The organism is Pseudomonas sp. NPDC079086 (genome assembly GCF_044542155.1).
Classification (GTDB): Bacteria; Pseudomonadota; Gammaproteobacteria; order Pseudomonadales; family Pseudomonadaceae; genus Aquipseudomonas.
Genome location: NZ_JBITTY010000001.1, coordinates 260569 through 277818 on the forward strand (window position 1 = coordinate 260569; position 17250 = coordinate 277818).

The window sequence follows — 17250 nt, forward strand, 5'->3', positions numbered from 1 at the left end:
TTATAGCGGAAATTGCTCACGCTTTGATCAAAAATCCTCAACCACACAAATCGCGCACCACAAAAGTGCGCATGACAAATACGACGACCCATAACGGTGCAAATATTTATCAAGCAGCGCCGCGCAGCCCCCGCCAGCCCTGAGTTTCAGGGCTTACACCCATTCCTGTGCACTGGCATGCAATTTGCTCCCTTGTGAGGCAGGATGCCCTGGCGGAGTATGCCGCCGGCCGTAACATACTATTGAGGGCTCAGCATTCGAGCCTTATCCACCTGGAGGACAGCATGTCGAAGTCGATTCAACTTATTAAAGAACACGACGTGAAGTGGGTTGACCTGCGCTTCACCGACACCAAGGGCAAACAGCACCACGTGACCATGCCGGCACGCGATGCGCTGGACGACGAGTTCTTCGAAGTCGGCAAAATGTTCGACGGCTCCTCCATCCACGGCTGGAAAGGCATCGAAGCCTCCGACATGATCCTGCTGCCGGTTGACGAAACCGCTGTCCTGGATCCGTTCACCGAAGAGCCGACCCTGATCATCGTCTGCGACATCATCGAGCCAAGCACCATGCAAGGCTATGATCGTGACCCGCGCTCGATCGCCAAGCGCGCTGAAGAATTCCTGAAAACCACCGGTATCGGCGACACCGTATTCGTTGGTCCAGAGCCTGAGTTCTTCATCTTCGACGAAGTGAAGTTCAAGTCCGACATCTCCGGCTCGATGTTCAAGATCTTCTCCGAGCAGGCGTCCTGGAACACCGACGCTGACATCGAAGGCGGCAACAAAGGCCATCGCCCAGCCGTCAAAGGTGGCTACTTCCCAGTTCCGCCGTGCGACCACGACCACGAAATCCGTACTGCCATGTGTAATGCCATGGAAGAAATGGGTCTGGTCATCGAAGTTCACCACCACGAAGTGGCGACTGCCGGCCAGAACGAAATCGGCGTGAAGTTCAACACCCTGGTGGCCAAGGCTGACGAAGTTCAGACCCTGAAGTACTGCGTACACAACGTGGCTGATGCCTACGGCAAAACCGCGACCTTTATGCCGAAGCCGCTGTACGGCGACAACGGTTCGGGTATGCACGTACACATGTCCATCTCCAAAGATGGCAAGAACACCTTCGCTGGCGAAGGCTATGCCGGCCTGTCCGACACCGCCCTGTACTTCATCGGCGGCATCATCAAGCACGGTAAAGCCCTGAACGGCTTCACCAACCCGTCGACCAACTCCTACAAGCGTCTGGTCCCAGGTTTCGAAGCGCCAGTAATGCTGGCCTACTCGGCGCGTAACCGCTCGGCCTCGATCCGTATTCCATACGTTTCCAGCCCGAAAGCCCGCCGTATCGAAGCACGCTTCCCGGATCCGGCTGCCAACCCATACCTGGCCTTCGCTGCTCTGCTGATGGCCGGTATCGACGGTATCCAGAACAAGATTCACCCTGGCGATGCTGCTGATAAAAACCTGTATGACCTGCCACCAGAAGAAGGCAAGTTGATCCCACAGGTTTGTGGCAGCCTGAAAGAAGCCCTGGAAGAGCTGGATAAAGGCCGTGCGTTCCTGACCAAAGGCGGCGTGTTCTCCGACGACTTCATCGACGCTTACCTTGAGCTGAAGAGCGAAGAAGAAATCAAAGTCCGCACCTTCGTACACCCGCTGGAATACGACCTGTACTACAGCGTCTAATCCTGCACGCAATACAAGAGGCCACCTTCGGGTGGCCTTTTTGCGCTTGGAGGCACACCCGCAACACCTTTTAACCTGATGATTTCTGCGCTGGTACACGCCCAGCCATCAACGCGCTTGCCAGAGCGCGCGAGCAGTGCAAGGCTAAGAGCACATCACTAGGGAGAGTCAGGCATGCGCCCTCTGCTCATCTGCCTGTTACTGAGCCTGGCATTGCCGGCCAGTGCACAGATCTACAAATACACCGACGCCAATGGCAACACGGTATTCACCGACCAGCCGCCGGAAGGCCAGCCGACGCAGAATGTCGAGCTGCCGAAAACCAATAGCGTGTCGATGCCAGTACCCAGTGTGCCCGCCACAACCAACCCCGACCCAGCCGACAGCGCCGCGCCTTACAGCATGCTGCAGCTGACCGGCATCCCCGACGATGAAGCCATGCGCGCCAACAACGGCACCTTCAGCGTTGGCGTGGACATCCAGCCGCGCCTGGCCAGCAACCATCGCCTGCGCCTGCTTTTGGATGGCAAGCCCTACGGCCAACCGAGCAACGTGCCGCGCCTGCAAGTGAGCAATGCCGACCGTGGCGAACACAGCCTGGCTGTGGAAGTACTCAGCGGCGAGAAATCGATCCAGCAGAGCGCCACCAGCGTGTTTACCGTGCAGCGGGTCAATACCAGCAGCCCAGCCCTGCGCCCACCACCTCCGCCACCAAAGCCCAAACCAAAGCCAGCTCCCTAACTATGCGCAATCTGCTGTTCTGCGGCCTGATGCTGCTCGCTCTACCTGCCTTCGCGCAGGTCTACACCTATATAGATGCCGAAGGGAATCGCGTCTTCACCGATAAACCCCGCTCAGGTGATGCCGAGCGCGTCGAGCTGGCACCCAGCAATTCGATGCCGACCATCCAGACGCAGACCGCACCCACAGTTGAAGCGCCAGAACCCAGCCAGCGCTACAGCCTGCTGCGTATTCTGGTGCCACAGCCCGATGCGACCATCCGCGACAGCGCCGGCAACCTGATTGTCAGCATCAACAGCGAACCGAAACTCTTCCCCCAGCACAGCTATCGCCTGCTGCTGGACGGCGTACAGGTGGGTGAAGCAGGCAGCAGCCCGGTGTTCCCGCTGGAGAACATCGACCGCGGCACGCACCAGCTAGCGGTGGAGATCATCGACCTACAGGGCCGCATCATCGAGCGCACGCCCACTCAACCGTTCCATATGCTGCGCATCTCCCTGGCGCAGAAACGCATGGTCAACCCCTGCAAGAAGGCCGATTACGGCGTTCGCCCGGAGTGCCCGCTGAAGGACAAACCACCGGAAAAGAAAGATATCCCCTTCGTGCCATTTATCTAAACCGACACTGCGCACCAAAGCAGTGCGCATATTACCCAGCATTTCTATACTCTCCCTGTTTTGGGTCGCCATGCGCGGCCCGGCTGCGCTGAAAAGCAGCTAATTCCCGGCATCCCACGGCCAAACACGCTTCTTTTCGGGGCTTTGGTTTGCTTCTTGCATTTTCCAGCTGCATTGCTGGAACCCAAGGGTCTGCTGACATCCCATATGATCATCAACGACGCACTGCATCGCCTGCTGCTGGACAACCTGACCACTGCCACGCTGCTGCTCAACGACGACCTGCGTCTTGAGTACATGAACCCGGCAGCGGAGATGCTCCTGGCCGTCAGCGGCCAGCGCAGCCATGGGCAATTCATCAGCGAGCTGTTTACCGAGTCCAGCGAGGCACTGAGCGCACTACGCCAGGCCGTGCAGCAGGCGCACCCATTCAATAAGCGTGAAGCGGTGGTGACGTCGGTCAGCGGCCAAACCCTGACCGTCGACTACGCGGTGACCCCGGTGCTCAGCAAAGGCGAAACCCTGTTGCTACTGGAAGTGCATCCGCGCGACCGCCTGCTGCGTATCACCAAAGAAGAAGCGCAGCTGTCCAAGCAGGAAACCACCAAACTGCTGGTACGCGGCCTTGCTCACGAGATCAAGAATCCGCTCGGCGGCATCCGTGGCGCCGCGCAGCTGCTGGCCCGCGAGCTGCCCGAGGAAAGCCTCAAGGATTACACCAACGTGATCATCGAGGAGGCCGACCGGTTAAGAAATCTGGTCGACCGCATGCTCGGCTCGAACAAGCTGCCGTCCCTGGCGCTGACCAACGTACACGAAGTGCTGGAGCGCGTCGGCAGCCTGGTGGAAGCGGAAAGCCAGGGCAGCATCATTTTGGTGCGCGACTACGACCCGAGTATTCCGGACGTACTGATCGACCGCGAACAGATGATCCAGGCCGTGCTGAATATCGTGCGCAACGCCATGCAGGCGTTGTCCGGGCAGAGCGACCTGCGCCTAGGCCGCATTACCCTGCGCACCCGCGCCCTACGTCAGTTCACCATTGGCCACTGCCGCCACCGCCTGGTGACCAAGATCGAAATTATCGACAACGGTCCGGGCATCCCAACCGAGCTGCAGGAAACCATCTTCTACCCCATGGTCAGCGGGCGTGCCGACGGCACCGGCCTGGGCCTGGCCATTACCCAGAACATCATCAGTCAGCACCAAGGCTTGATCGAGTGCGAGAGCCATCCGGGTCATACCGTGTTCTCGATCTTTCTGCCGCTGGAACAAGGAGTATCACCGTCATGAGTCGCAGTGAAACCGTCTGGATTGTCGATGACGACCGCTCCATCCGCTGGGTCCTGGAAAAAGCCCTGCAACAGGAAGGCATGACCACCCAGAGCTTCGACAGCGCCGATGGTGTGCTCAGCCGCCTGACCCGCCAGCAACCTGATGTGATCATTTCCGACATTCGCATGCCCGGCTCCAGCGGTCTGGACCTGCTGGCACGCATCCGCGAGCTGTACCCGCGCCTGCCGGTGATCATCATGACCGCCCATTCCGACCTGGACAGCGCGGTGGCGTCCTACCAGGGCGGCGCATTCGAATACCTGCCCAAGCCGTTCGATGTCGACGAAGCCGTCTCCCTGGTAAAGCGCGCCAATCTGCATGCCCAGGAGCAGCAAAGCCTGGCCGTACCGGTCGAGCAACCACGCACGCCAGAAATCATCGGCGAAGCGCCGGCCATGCAGGAGGTGTTTCGCGCCATTGGTCGCCTCTCGCACTCCAACATCACCGTGCTGATCAACGGCGAGTCTGGCACCGGCAAGGAGTTGGTTGCCCACGCCCTGCACCGCCACAGCCCGCGCGCCGCCTCACCGTTCATCGCGCTGAACATGGCGGCAATTCCGAAAGATCTGATGGAGTCCGAGCTGTTCGGCCACGAGAAAGGCGCCTTCACCGGCGCGGCTAACCAGCGTCGCGGCCGCTTCGAGCAGGCCGACGGCGGCACGCTGTTTCTCGATGAGATCGGCGATATGCCGGCCGACACGCAAACGCGCTTGCTGCGCGTACTGGCCGACGGTGAGTTTTACCGGGTCGGCGGACACACCCCAGTCAAAGTGGACGTGCGCATCATCGCCGCCACCCACCAGAACCTGGAAAGCCTGGTGCAGGCTGGCAAGTTTCGTGAAGACCTGTTCCACCGCCTCAACGTAATTCGCATCCATATCCCGCGCCTGTCGGACCGCCGTGAAGACATTCCGACCCTGGCCCGGCATTTCCTTAGCCGCGCCGCGCTGGAACTGGCAGTCGAGCCCAAGCTGCTGAAAAGCGAAACCGAAGATTATCTGCAGCAGCTACCGTGGCCAGGCAACGTGCGCCAGTTGGAAAACACCTGCCGCTGGATCACCGTCATGGCCTCGGGCCGTGAAGTGCATGTCGACGACCTGCCACCGGAGCTGCTCAGCCAGCCGCAGGAAAGTGCACCGGTAAGTAACTGGGAGCAAGCCCTGCGCCAATGGGCCGATCAGGCCTTGGGCCGCGGCCAGTCCAACCTGTTGGATACCGCCGTGCCGGCCTTCGAGCGAATCATGATCGAAACCGCCCTCAAGCACACCGCCGGCCGCCGCCGCGACGCCGCCGTACTGCTGGGCTGGGGCCGCAACACCCTGACGCGCAAGATCAAGGAACTGGGCATGAACGTCGAAAGCGCCGATGACGAGGATAGCGACGACTAAACCGCTCACGCGACGCAGCATGCAAAACGGGCTCAGCAGGGCCCGTTTTTATTTACGCCGACAAACAACTGAAAATGCGCCAGAGCAATGCACTCGCATCGACCCAGTGCACAGCTGCGGTTCACATCCCAGCGTTTACGTACCGCCCTCAGCATCCACTAGAAACGCTGAGACCCAGTATTTACGTGGCCTGCAGCCAACGTAATAAAACTGGCACACAGCCTGCATAGACTCAAGTAATCCCAGTTTTGGGGACCTTGGTACAGGCAGGCCGGGGATTCCCCTCTTTTATTGCTCCACCAAGCTGACCAACAGCCGCCAGCGCCCGTCCACCTCCTCAGCGCGCCACTCACCGCGCAATGGACGGGCCGCCACCACTCTCAGTAGTAAATCCTGTCTCTCACGCTGCAAACGCCAATTGGCCACCCGCCCCTGTACCTGCAACTGACCATGCTGCTGGCGACCAAAACTTTGCAGACGCAGGATAAATACGCCACCGGCGTGCTCTTCGCGCGGCACCGGCTCGACGTTGAACCACAATTCAAGCCCCTGCTCGCGCACGTTTACCTGCTCTAGCCATAGCGGGTCAGGCTGCAGCAGCCGGCCGATCATCAAACCAATCAGAAAACCAAACAGAGCCAATGAAGCAATCACTCGCACCCACGGACGGGGGCGCGGGTCTGTAGAATGCTGCTCGTCTTCAAGCTCGGAGCCGCGCATGTTTCACGTCATCCTTTTTCAACCGGAAATACCGCCCAATACCGGCAACATTATCAGGCTCTGCGCCAACAGCGGCTGCCACCTGCACCTGATCGAGCCGCTGGGCTTCGAACTGGATGACAAACGCCTGCGCCGTGCCGGCCTGGATTATCACGAATACGCCACCCTGCAGCGCCACGCCGACCTCGACAGCTGCCTGGCCAGCATCGGCCAGCCACGGGTATTCGCCTTTACCACCAAGGGCTCGCAAGCGTTCCACCAGGTCAGCTACCAGCCCGGCGACGCCTTCCTGTTCGGCCCTGAGAGCCGCGGCCTACCGCAGGAGATTCGCGACAGCCTGCCGCCCGAGCAACGCCTGCGCCTGCCAATGCGCGAAGGCTGCCGCAGCCTGAACCTGTCCAACACCGTTGCCGTGGCGGTCTATGAGGCCTGGCGTCAGCAGGGTTTTGCCGACGCTCAATAGCGCCCATAGAAATTGTCGGGAGCGCTTTTTAACGTCGTACCGCGACGGCTCGCAGGGTCGCCACCAAGGATGACAGGCCATAAAAAAACGCCCAGTAGGGCGTTTTTTGTTCCAGCCGCAAACCTTAGTGTGCAGTGGCCACTTCGCCAGCCTGCTGCATGCGCTGCAGTTCCTGGGCGTAGAGGGCATCGAAGTTCACCGGAGCCAGCATCAGCGCCGGGAACGAGCCACGCACAACCAGGCTGTCCAGAGTTTCGCGGGCATACGGGAAGAGGATGTTCGGGCAGAACGCGCCCAAGGTGTGGCTCATGGAGGCAGCGTCCAGGCCCTTGATCAGGAAGATGCCGGCCTGCTGCACTTCAGCGATAAAGGCGGTTTCTTCGCCCGTTTTCACGGTAACCGAGAGGGTCAGCACCACTTCGTGAAAGTCGCCATCCAGCGCTTTCTGACGGGTGTTGAGGTCCATCGCGACGCTAGGCGCCCACTCCTGACGGAAGATTTCCGGGCTCTTCGGCGCTTCGAAGGACAGGTCACGTACATAGATACGCTGCAGGGAGAATTGCGGGTTTTGTTCGCCCTGAGCGGCGCCGTTGCTAGCTTGTTCTGTCATGGCAAAGCCTTCTTGTCGTTAGGTACGGATAAACAGGGAATTAAGCCTTGAGCAGCGCGTCGAGCTTACCGGCGCGCTCCAGGGCGTAAAGGTCATCGCAACCACCCACATGGGTGTCACCAACCCAGATCTGCGGCACTGAGGTCTGCCGCGCCTTGCGGGTCATTTCCGCACGCACATCCGGCTTGCCATCAACCTTGATCTCGTTAAAGGCCACGCCTTTATGCGTCAGCAGTTGCTTGGCACGGATGCAGTACGGGCACCAATCGCTGGAATAGATGACGACAGGCTGCATCTCACTTCACCAGCGGCAGATTGTCACCGCGCCAGCTGGCAACACCGCCAGACAGCTTGGCCGCGGTGAAACCGGCCTTTTTCAGGTCGCGGCACACGCCGCCGCTGTGCTGGCCCATGGCATCGACCACGATGATGGTCTTGGCCTTGTGCTTATCCAGCTCAACCATACGGCTGGCGAGTTTTTCGAAGGGGATATTCAGCGCGCCGACGATATGCCCGGCGGAAAAGTCCTTCTGGGCGCGAATATCCAGCACCACGCCCTGCTCGCTGTTAACCAGCGCAGTCAGCTCGCGGCTGCTCAGGCTCTGCCCGCCCTTGCGCGCTTCGGTGAAGATCAGCAGCGCGAGCAGGGTCACGAACAAACCGCTCAGGACATAGTGAGTAGTGGCAAATTCAATCAAGTTGGCAAGCATTGTGCGGTTCCGGGGCGGTAAAATGTCGGCCAGTATACACAGCCGCACAGGTCGGCCAAACCCCGCCCGGCGGTGACGTTTGCCGTACTTGGCCGTAAAATGCCCAGCCTTGTTTCCCGCCCATCGACCCAGAGCGAACCAGCTTTATGAGCGCCACGCCCAAACCCCTGGTACTGATCATCCTCGATGGCTTCGGCCACAGTGACAGCCCCGAATCCAACGCCATCATGGCGGCCAACACGCCAGTCTACGACCATTTGCGCGCCACCCAGCCCCACGGCCTGATTTCGGGTTCGGGGATGGACGTAGGCCTGCCAGACGGGCAGATGGGCAATTCCGAGGTCGGCCATATGAACCTTGGCGCGGGCCGCGTGGTGTATCAGGACTTCACCCGGGTGACCAAAGCGATTCGCGATGGCGATTTCTTCACGAATCCAGCCATCACTAGCGCCGTGGACAAAGCCGTAAGCGCCGGTAAGGCCGTGCATATCCTCGGATTGCTCTCCGATGGCGGCGTGCATAGCCATCAGGACCATCTGGTGGCAATGGCCGAACTGGCCGCCCAGCGCGGGGCAGAGAAGATTTACCTGCACGCCTTCCTCGATGGCCGCGACACCCCGCCGAGAAGCGCACAACCGTCCATTGAGCTGCTCGACGCCACCTTCACCAAACTCGGTAAAGGCCGCATCGCCAGCCTCAGTGGCCGTTATTTCGCCATGGATCGCGACAACCGCTGGGACCGCGTCGAGCAAGCCTACGAGCTGCTGGCCGACGGTAACGGCCAGTTCAACGCCGCAACAGCAGTAGAAGGCCTGAATGCCGCCTACGAACGCGGCGAAAGCGATGAGTTCGTCAAAGCCACCACCATTGGCGAGCCGGTGCGGATGGAAGACGGCGACGCCGTAGTCTTTATGAACTTCCGCGCCGACCGCGCCCGCGAGCTGACCCGCGCCTTTGTCGAGCCAGGCTTCAAGGAGTTCGAGCGCAAGCGCGTGCCGCAGCTGGCTGGCTTTGTCATGCTCACCCAGTACGCTGCAAGCATCCCGACGCCCAGCGCCTACAAGCCGGAAGCGCTGACCAACGTGCTTGGCGAATACCTGGCGAACAACGGCAAGACCCAGCTGCGCATCGCCGAAACCGAGAAATACGCCCACGTCACCTTCTTCTTCTCCGGCGGGCGTGAAGAACCGTTTGCCGGCGAAGAGCGCATCCTGATTCCTTCGCCAAACGTCGCCACCTATGACCTGCAACCGCAGATGAGCGCGCCGGAAGTCACCGACAAAATTGTCGACGCCATCGAAAACCAGCGTTATGACGTGATCATCGTCAACTACGCCAACGGCGACATGGTCGGCCATACCGGTGTTTTTTCTGCCGCCGTGGCTGCGGTGGAATGCCTGGACGGCTGCGTCGGGCGCATCGTCGCGGCGCTGGACAAGGTTGGTGGTGAAGCACTGATCACCGCCGACCACGGCAACGTCGAGCAGATGGCCGATGAAAGCACCGGCCAGGCGCACACCGCGCATACCTGCGAACCGGTGCCGTTTATCTATGTTGGCAAGCGCCCAGCGACTATCCGCCCGGGCGGCGTGCTGGCCGATGTGGCGCCGACCCTGCTAACCCTGATGGGCCTGCCAGTACCAGCGGAAATGACCGGCACCAGCATTGTCGAACTGAACTAAGCCGCTGCTCGCAGCCAGGTGCAACGCCTGGCCTGCGGGCAAACTGTCGGCGGCTTCACGCTGTCGATTTGCCCCCGTGGGCAGCTCCGATGACTTGCAGCTTGCCGCTGCATTTTTAGGCATACTAGGCGCGTCCTTGCCCCAGGTGCTGCCAGCCCCATGTTTCGTGCCCTCGCCCTTATTTGCCTGACCCTCCTGCTGACGCCTGCCCTCGCCGACGAAAAGAGCGATGCGCAGAAACAACTGGACGCCGCCAGCGCCGATGTTGCCGAGCTGAAGCAACTGTTGGAAAAACTGCAGCAGGAAAAATCCGGCGTACAGAAAGACCTGAAAAAAACCGAAAGCGAGATGGGCCAGCTGGAGAAACAGGTCAAAGGCCTGCAGCAGGACCTGAAAAAGAGTGAAGAGGAAATCCAGCGCCTCGATAAAGAGAAAAAAAAACTCGAGGGCGCACGCCTTGAGCAGCAGCGCCTGATCGGCATCCAGGCCCGCGCCGCCTATCAGAGCGGCCGCCAGGAGTACGTCAAGCTGCTGCTCAACCAGCAGAATCCGGAAAAATTCTCGCGCACGCTGACCTACTACGACTACCTCAGTGAAGCGCGCATGGAACAACTAGCAGCCTTCAATGAAACCCTGCGCCAATTGGCCAATGTCGAGCTGGATATCGCCGACCAGAAGAGCCAGCTACTGGAACAGAAAAACGCGCTGGATGGCCGCCGCGAACAACTCGCCAGCGTGCGCAAAGAGCGCCAGCTGGCCCTGGCCAAGCTGAGCAAGGAATTCTCTGCCCGCGACCAGAAGCTCAAGGCCCGCCAGCAGGAACAAGCCAATCTGCAGCGCGTGCTAAAAACCATCGAGGAAACCCTCGCCCGCCAAGCCCGCGAAGCTGAAACCGCGCGCCAGCAAGCCCTGCTCGCCGAACGCGAAGAACCGCGCAGTAGCACTAATCCCGCGTCGACGGGTCCACTGGTGAGCTCCGGCGCCAGCTTTGGCGGCCCGTTCGCCAAAGCCCGCGGCAAGTTACCCTGGCCGGTTAATGGCCGCCTGGTGGCCCGCTACGGCACGCCACGCGGCGGCGATGCCCGCACCAAATGGGATGGCGTGTTGATCGGCGCCTCCGCCGGTAGCCAGGTGCACGCCGTACATGGCGGGCGCGTGGTGTTTGCCGACTGGTTGCGTGGCGCCGGGCTTCTGGTCATTCTCGACCATGGTAACGGCTACCTGAGCCTCTACGGGCATAACCAGAGCCTGCTCAAGGATGCCGGCGACGTGGTCAAAGCAGGCGAAGCCATCGCCACCGTTGGCAACAGCGGCGGCCAGGAAGCCCCAGCACTGTATTTCGCAATTCGCCAGCAGGGCCGCGCGATCGACCCCGCTCAATGGTGCCGCGCACAAGGATAGCGGGCCGTTTAAAAACGTTAGCGAGGCAGCCGAGGCTAGGCAAAAACAGGCGAAAAGCGGAGTTTACGAGCTGTAAATGAGCATTTGAGACGCCGCGTCTCGGCCTGTTTTTAACGATGCATCGGCAACGCAGGTAGTTTTTCGACGAGCCCGCGTGCTGTGATTACCGATTTAGGACAGGAGTAAGTTCGACATGCCGCATCTGTTCCGCCTCACCACCCTTGCGCTGGCCGTTACCCTGCTGGGCAGCACCGCCGTGTTTGCCGCGCCAGCTGCAGCACCGGCCAGCGCCAACGACAGCGCACCACTGCCGCTGGACGACCTGCGCACCTTTGCCGAGGTAATGGACCGCATCAAGTCTGCCTACGTCGAGCCTGTCAGCGACAAGACCCTGCTGGAAAACGCGATCAAGGGCATGCTCAGCAACCTCGATCCACATTCGGCCTACCTGGAACCGGAAGCCTTCCGCGATCTGCAGGAAAGTACCAGCGGCGAATTTGGCGGCCTGGGTATTGAGCTCGGTACCGAAGATGGTTTTCTCAAGGTGGTCTCGCCGATTGATGGCACTCCGGCGTCCGCCGCAGGCATCCTGCCCGGCGACCTGATCGTGAAGATCGATGGCCAGCCAACCAAGGGCCTGTCGCTGATGGAAGCCGTCGAGAAGATGCGCGGCAAAGCTGGCAGCGATATCGAACTGACCCTGGTGCGCGAAGGTGCCAAGCCTTTTGATGTTGAACTGACGCGCGCAGTAATCAAGGTCAAGAGCGTGAAAAGCCAGCTGCTCGACGACGGCTATGGCTATGTGCGCATCACCCAGTTCCAGGTCAACAGCGGCGAAGAAGTCGGCAAGGCCCTGGCCAAGCTGCGCAAGGAAAACGGCAAGAAGCTGCGCGGCCTGGTGCTCGACCTGCGCAATAACCCCGGCGGCGTGCTGCAGGCGGCCGTAGAAGTCACCGACCACTTCCTCAAGAAGGGGCTGATCGTCTACACCGAAGGGCGCATCGCCAACTCCGAACTGCGTTTCAATGCCGACCCGGCTGACGCCAGTGAAGGCGTGCCGCTGGTGGTACTGATTAACGGCGGCAGCGCCTCGGCCTCCGAAATCGTCGCCGGCGCCCTGCAAGATCACAAACGCGGCGTGCTGATGGGCACCGACAGCTTCGGCAAGGGCTCGGTGCAGACCGTGCTGCCGCTGAACAATGACCGCGCCCTGAAGCTCACTACAGCGCTGTACTTCACGCCTAACGGCCGCTCGATTCAGGCTCAGGGCATCGTGCCGGACATCGAGGTGGCGCGCGCCAAGCTGACCCGCGAACAGGGCGACGAAACCATCAAGGAAGCCGACCTGCAAGGTCACCTGGGCAATGGCAACGGCGGCGCCGATAAGCCAAGCAAAGGCAAGACCAGTTCGCCGGTACGGCCGCAGGATGACGACTACCAGCTCAGCCAGGCACTCAACCTACTCAAGGGCCTGAGCGTTACCCGCGGCGACTGAGCCACGGCTACGCAATAAAAAAGCCCGACCCTGATCACTCAGGCCCGGGCTTTTTACTGCGCAACGCTTAGAACCTGCTCACGAGCTCGCGAGCTAGAGTCATGCAAGGCTAAAACAGACGAGGAAGCGGAGTGTACTTTTGTACATGAGCATTCCGAGCCTGTTTTTAACGCAGCAGGGCCGACGCACAGCAGATCGTAAACAGGTTCTTACAGGTAGTTATTGGTCATCTCGTCAATAAAGCCTTCGGCACGCAACTCGTCCAGAGCCTTCTGCAAACGCTGCACCACTTCATCCGGTGTGTCTTTGTTCAGCGCTAGATAAAGCTCGGCGTCATTGAAACGCAACGCGGTATTCAAGCCACTGACGCCTTCCTGCTTGGCCAGGTAGCGCCCCACCGGATCAGTGGTGGCCCACAGGTCGATCTTGCCGCTGAGCAGTTTCTTAATGTTCTCCTGGTCACGCAGCGCATTAATCGGACTCAGACCCTGGCTTTCCAGATGCTGGCTGACCGCGTCGTTCTTGTAGGCACCGATCTGATACTGCGCGGCATCCTTGAGGCTGGCGACGCTGAGGTTATTACCCGGCGCAGCCAACAGCACCCAACCGGTTTTCGCCAATGGCCCTACCCACTTGAACAGTGGCTGACGCTCTGCGGTGAAGGTGGTTGAGAACAGGCCGTAGCTGGGCTTGTCCAAGGTCAGGCGATACAGGCGATCCCAGGGGAAGCGCAGGGTCAGGGTGTAGTTGATGCCGGCACGCTTGAACATCGCCCGTACGATCTCGGCACTGATACCGTCAATACCGTCGTCACGGGCAAAGTTCTTGTCATCCACCGCCATGTTGAACGGCGGGAAGTTCTCGGTCAGCAACACCACTTTGTAATCAGCTGGCAGCTCTGCGCGGGCTGCACAGGCACTCAGGACAAGCCCGAACAACAGGCTGGCTTTCAGGATTTTCAACATAAGTCATTCCGCTCGCATGAATTGTGATTATGGCTAGCGGCATCCCTGCTCGGGCGATGCCCGGCGACGTATGGTACTTGGCGTCAACCATCCATGGCCGCGAGCCGGTTTGTGACCGACCCGCTGGTGCTACGTATTACAGGTAGTTGTTCAGAATATCGTCGACAAAGCCTTCGCTGCGCATCTTGTCCAACTCGGCTTGCAGCTTCTGTACAACCTCGTCCGGCACCTCTTTGTTCAGCGCCAGATACAGTTCTGCGCTATCGAAACGCAGAATGGTTTTTAGACCGGAAATACCGTCTTGCTTAGCCAAGTAGCGGCCCGCAGGGTCACCGGTGGCCCACAGGTCAATTTGACCTGCCATCAGTTTCTTGGCGTTTTCCGTGTCGCGCAAGGCAGTAATGGGCTCAAGGCCTTTCTCCACCAGGTGCTCGGCAATCGCGTCGCCCTTATAGGCGCCGACCTTGTATTGCTTGGCGTCTTCCAAGTTGTTCAGGGTAATGCTGCTATCGGCCTTGCCGAGCAATACCCAGTCATCCGGACCGATTGGGCCAACCCACTTGAACAGTGCTTCACGCTCCGGCAGTCGCGCGGCAACAAACACGCCATAGCCCGGCTTTTCCAGTGCTAGCTTGTAGATACGATCCCAGGGGAAACGCAGGGTCATGTTGTATTGAATGCCAGCGCGTTTGAACATTTCGCGGATGATATCCACGGCAATGCCGTCGATATTGTCTTCCTGGGCAAAGTTCTTGCCATTGATCGCCATGTTGTAAGGCGGGAAATTCTCGGTCAGCAGGACCATGCGGTAGTTCGGGTCAATTTCGGCCCGAGCACTGCCCGCGAGCACCATAACTGTGCCAGCGAGGGCGACTAGTAATTGTTTGAACATGATGTCTCACATCGATAGTTGGGCTGAGCATGCAAGCATACCCAGCACGTCCGACTATGCCCAGCCCAGGTTTTACGCAGGTAGGGACGCAAGAGGCTTACAGATAACCGTCTTTGATCTTACCCAGCTCACCTTGAGCGCGCATATCGTCCAAGGCTTTCTGCAACTTTTGCACCACATCATCGGGCGTCTCTTTATTCAGCGCCAGATAAAGGTCAGCACTGTTGAAGCGATGCACCACCTTGAGCGCGCCCAGAGGCGACAGCTTGGCCTGATAACGCCCGCCGGCTTCATCGGTGGCCCACAGATCGATCAAGCCCTTTTCCAGCTTGTTAAGATTTTCCTTGTCTTGCAGGCTAGTTTGCACCGTAACACCACGCTCGATCAGGAACTGCGAAATCGCATCATCGCGATAACCGCCAATCCGATAAGCACTTGCCTGCTCCAGACTGTTCAACGAAATGGTGCTATCGACCTTGGCCAGCAACACCCAGTCACTCACCGCAATCGGCCCAACCCACTTGAACAGCGACTCACGCTCCGGCGTGCGGGCAGTGGAGAATACTCCGTAGCCCTTGTTTTCCAACGCCTGCTTGTACTGGCGATCCCAGGGGAAACGCAGGATCATCTGACATTCAAGCTGCGCCTTGCTGCACAGCGCGCGCATCGTATCGCTGCTAATGCCACGCACATCAGCATCCTTGGCAAAATTGCCGCCACTGGCCGCCATGCTGAACGGCGGCAGGTTTTCGGTAAGCAGAACCAGAGGCTCCGCGCGAGCCAGGCTGACGGCACACAACAGCCAAACCGCGGTGAATAGCCGGATAGCGGACATAAGAACTCCGTGTATGGAAAAACCATTTATTAGAAGGATGAGCGTTCACAGGGGTGTCAAAAGCATCGACCTGAACGCAAACATTATGATTTTAGCGGGCTAGTCGACATTTTGCTGTCGACTCGCCCGCAGCAGTGGCCAGCAGGACTACCGGCCAGCGAGGTTTAGCGCACCACAATCCCGCGAGCAGCCATATAAGCCTTGGCTTCCGGCACGGTGTATTCACCAAAGTGGAAGATGCTCGCGGCCAGTACGGCAGCGGCTTTGCCTTCGATAATACCGTCAGCCAAGTGTTGCAGGTTGCCGACTCCGCCGGAGGCGATCACCGGGATACCGACCATTTCGCTGATGGCGCGGGTTACGCCGAGGTCATAGCCGCTCTTTACGCCGTCCTGATCCATGCTGGTCAGGAGAATTTCGCCGGCGCCGAGGTCTTCCATCTTTTTCGCCCAGAGCACCGCGTCCAGGCCGGTAGGCTTGCGCCCGCCGTGGGTGAAAATTTCCCAGCGCGGGGTTTCGCCCGGCTTGGAGACCTTTTTCGCGTCGATGGCGACGACGATGCACTGCGAGCCAAAACGCGAGGCGGCTTCGCCAACGAACTCCGGGGTGAAAACCGCAGCAGTGTTGATCGACACCTTGTCGGCGCCGGCATTGAGCAGGTTGCGAATGTCCTGCACGGTGCGCACGCCACCACCGACGGTCAGCGGGATAAACACCTGGCTGGCCATGCGCTCAACGGTGTGCAGGGTGGTGTCGCGACCATCGACGCTGGCAGTGATGTCGAGAAAGGTAATCTCGTCGGCGCCCTGCTCGTCGTAACGCCGGGCGATTTCCACCGGGTCACCGGCATCGCGGATGTTCTCGAACTGCACGCCCTTGACCACGCGGCCGTTGTCGACGTCGAGACAGGGGATGATGCGTTTAGCCAGCGCCATGAGTTTGTCCTCAGCCCTTGTAGGCATCGCAGAAGGCTTGCGCCTCCGCGACATCCAGGGTGCCTTCATAGATCGCCCGACCGGTGATGGCGCCGATGATGCCCGGAGCCTTGGCGTCCAGCAGAGCTTTGATATCGCCCAGGTTGTGGATGCCGCCAGAAGCGATAACCGGAATCTTGGTCGCCGCCGCCAGGGCAGCGGTGAAGGGCACGTTGCAGCCCTGCATCATGCCGTCTTTGGCGATATCGGTATAAACGATGGCGGACACACCGTCAGCTTCGAAACGCTTGGCCAGGTCGATCACCTGCACGGTGCTGACTTCGGCCCAACCGTCGGTGGCAACGAAACCGTCTTTGGCATCCAGACCGACAATTACTTTGCCTGGAAACGCCTTGCAAGCTTCGGCAACGAACTCCGGCTGTTTAACCGCCTTGGTGCCGATGATCACGTAGCTGACGCCGGCTTTGACGTAATGCTCGATGGTTTCCAGCGAGCGGATACCACCGCCAATTTGAATCGGCAGGCTCGGATAACGCTTGGCGATGGCTGTGACCACCTCACCGTTGACCGGCTGGCCTTCGAACGCGCCATTCAGATCGACTAGGTGCAGACGACGGCAGCCGCCCTCGACCCACTTGGCGGCCATACTCACCGGGTCATCAGAGAACACCGTGGAGTCTTCCATGCGGCCCTGGCGTAGACGCACGCAAGCGCCATCCTTCAGATCGATAGCGGGGATAATCAGCATCGGTTGAACCTGCTCAAGTCGT

The 17250-nt window shown here is 59.8% G+C and carries 18 protein-coding genes; 9 read left to right on the forward strand and 9 right to left on the reverse strand.

Features of this window, described 5'->3' with window-relative positions; all coding sequences use genetic code 11:
- The first annotated feature begins 284 nt into the window (after window positions 1–284).
- From glnA to ntrC, 5 genes are all read left to right on the forward strand, one after another.
- Window positions 285–1691 carry a glutamate--ammonia ligase gene (gene glnA / locus ACIGEK_RS01175; RefSeq protein ID WP_275962192.1) on the forward strand — a complete coding sequence of 469 codons (1407 nt, stop codon included), beginning with the start codon at window positions 285–287 and terminating at the stop codon, window positions 1689–1691.
- Between the two features lie 174 nt (window positions 1692–1865).
- Complete coding sequence (locus tag ACIGEK_RS01180) at window positions 1866–2432, forward strand: DUF4124 domain-containing protein (protein ID WP_397491572.1); 567 nt, start codon at window positions 1866–1868, stop codon at window positions 2430–2432.
- Between the two features lie 2 nt (window positions 2433–2434).
- Window positions 2435–3049: a DUF4124 domain-containing protein gene (locus tag ACIGEK_RS01185; protein WP_397491573.1), complete on the forward strand. Its 615-nt coding sequence runs from the start codon at window positions 2435–2437 to the stop codon at window positions 3047–3049.
- A gap of 210 nt (window positions 3050–3259) precedes the next feature.
- Window positions 3260–4342, forward strand: a complete 1083-nt coding sequence (glnL, locus tag ACIGEK_RS01190) for a nitrogen regulation protein NR(II) (protein ID WP_397493059.1) — start codon at window positions 3260–3262, stop codon at window positions 4340–4342.
- Window positions 4339–5772 carry a nitrogen regulation protein NR(I) gene (ntrC, locus tag ACIGEK_RS01195; protein ID WP_397491574.1) on the forward strand — a complete coding sequence of 478 codons (1434 nt, stop codon included), beginning with the start codon at window positions 4339–4341 and terminating at the stop codon, window positions 5770–5772. The genes glnL and ntrC overlap by 4 nt, the downstream gene beginning before the upstream one ends.
- 288 nt (window positions 5773–6060) lie before the next feature.
- Here ntrC and ACIGEK_RS01200 read toward each other — a convergent pair whose 3' ends face one another.
- On the reverse strand, window positions 6061–6492 hold the full coding sequence (locus tag ACIGEK_RS01200) for a hypothetical protein (protein ID WP_397491575.1): 432 nt from the start codon (window positions 6490–6492) through the stop codon (window positions 6061–6063).
- Here ACIGEK_RS01200 and trmL point away from each other — a divergent pair.
- Window positions 6491–6955 (forward strand): tRNA (uridine(34)/cytosine(34)/5-carboxymethylaminomethyluridine(34)-2'-O)-methyltransferase TrmL, encoded by a 465-nt coding sequence (gene trmL, locus ACIGEK_RS01205; protein WP_339730176.1) that lies wholly within the window; start codon window positions 6491–6493, stop codon window positions 6953–6955. The two genes, ACIGEK_RS01200 and trmL, sit on opposite strands and share 2 nt — an antisense overlap.
- Before the next feature lie 124 nt (window positions 6956–7079).
- On the opposite strand, the gene secB is transcribed toward trmL, so the two are convergent.
- From secB to ACIGEK_RS01220, 3 genes are read right to left on the reverse strand one after another with little or no spacing between them, the layout of a single operon-like run.
- Window positions 7080–7565, reverse strand: a complete 486-nt coding sequence (gene secB / locus ACIGEK_RS01210) for a protein-export chaperone SecB (RefSeq protein ID WP_275962187.1) — start codon at window positions 7563–7565, stop codon at window positions 7080–7082.
- Window positions 7566–7605: 40 nt separating this feature from the next.
- Complete coding sequence (grxC, locus tag ACIGEK_RS01215; protein WP_397491576.1) at window positions 7606–7860, reverse strand: glutaredoxin 3; 255 nt, start codon at window positions 7858–7860, stop codon at window positions 7606–7608.
- Between the two features lies 1 nt (window position 7861).
- Complete coding sequence (locus tag ACIGEK_RS01220; protein WP_397491577.1) at window positions 7862–8275, reverse strand: rhodanese-like domain-containing protein; 414 nt, start codon at window positions 8273–8275, stop codon at window positions 7862–7864.
- Between the two features lie 146 nt (window positions 8276–8421).
- On the opposite strand from ACIGEK_RS01220, the gene gpmI reads away from it, so the two are divergent.
- The 3 genes from gpmI to ACIGEK_RS01235 all read left to right on the forward strand — a co-directional run bounded on the left by gpmI (window position 8422) and on the right by ACIGEK_RS01235 (window position 12853).
- Entirely contained in the window at window positions 8422–9957 is a 1536-nt protein-coding gene (gene gpmI, locus ACIGEK_RS01225) for a 2,3-bisphosphoglycerate-independent phosphoglycerate mutase (RefSeq protein ID WP_397491578.1), read from the forward strand.
- Window positions 9958–10116: 159 nt separating this feature from the next.
- Window positions 10117–11358, forward strand: a complete 1242-nt coding sequence (locus ACIGEK_RS01230) for a murein hydrolase activator EnvC family protein (RefSeq protein ID WP_397491579.1) — start codon at window positions 10117–10119, stop codon at window positions 11356–11358.
- A 193-nt stretch (window positions 11359–11551) separates the two neighbouring features.
- A complete protein-coding gene (locus tag ACIGEK_RS01235; protein WP_397491580.1) occupies window positions 11552–12853 on the forward strand; it encodes a S41 family peptidase in 1302 nt (433 codons plus the stop codon).
- Window positions 12854–13062: 209 nt separating this feature from the next.
- On the opposite strand, the gene ACIGEK_RS01240 is transcribed toward ACIGEK_RS01235, so the two are convergent.
- The 5 genes from ACIGEK_RS01240 to hisA form a co-directional block, all read right to left on the reverse strand.
- Complete coding sequence (locus tag ACIGEK_RS01240; RefSeq protein WP_397491581.1) at window positions 13063–13818, reverse strand: substrate-binding periplasmic protein; 756 nt, start codon at window positions 13816–13818, stop codon at window positions 13063–13065.
- A 136-nt stretch (window positions 13819–13954) separates the two neighbouring features.
- Window positions 13955–14710 carry a substrate-binding periplasmic protein gene (locus tag ACIGEK_RS01245; RefSeq protein ID WP_397491582.1) on the reverse strand — a complete coding sequence of 252 codons (756 nt, stop codon included), beginning with the start codon at window positions 14708–14710 and terminating at the stop codon, window positions 13955–13957.
- Window positions 14711–14807: 97 nt separating this feature from the next.
- On the reverse strand, window positions 14808–15545 hold the full coding sequence (locus ACIGEK_RS01250) for a substrate-binding periplasmic protein (protein WP_397491583.1): 738 nt from the start codon (window positions 15543–15545) through the stop codon (window positions 14808–14810).
- A 164-nt stretch (window positions 15546–15709) separates the two neighbouring features.
- The gene (hisF, locus tag ACIGEK_RS01255) at window positions 15710–16480 is read right to left on the reverse strand and encodes an imidazole glycerol phosphate synthase subunit HisF (protein WP_090379512.1); all 771 of its coding nucleotides are present in this window, start codon (window positions 16478–16480) and stop codon (window positions 15710–15712) included.
- A 10-nt stretch (window positions 16481–16490) separates the two neighbouring features.
- Window positions 16491–17228 carry a 1-(5-phosphoribosyl)-5-[(5-phosphoribosylamino)methylideneamino]imidazole-4-carboxamide isomerase gene (gene hisA, locus ACIGEK_RS01260; protein ID WP_397491584.1) on the reverse strand — a complete coding sequence of 246 codons (738 nt, stop codon included), beginning with the start codon at window positions 17226–17228 and terminating at the stop codon, window positions 16491–16493.
- Window positions 17229–17250: the final 22 nt, after the last annotated feature.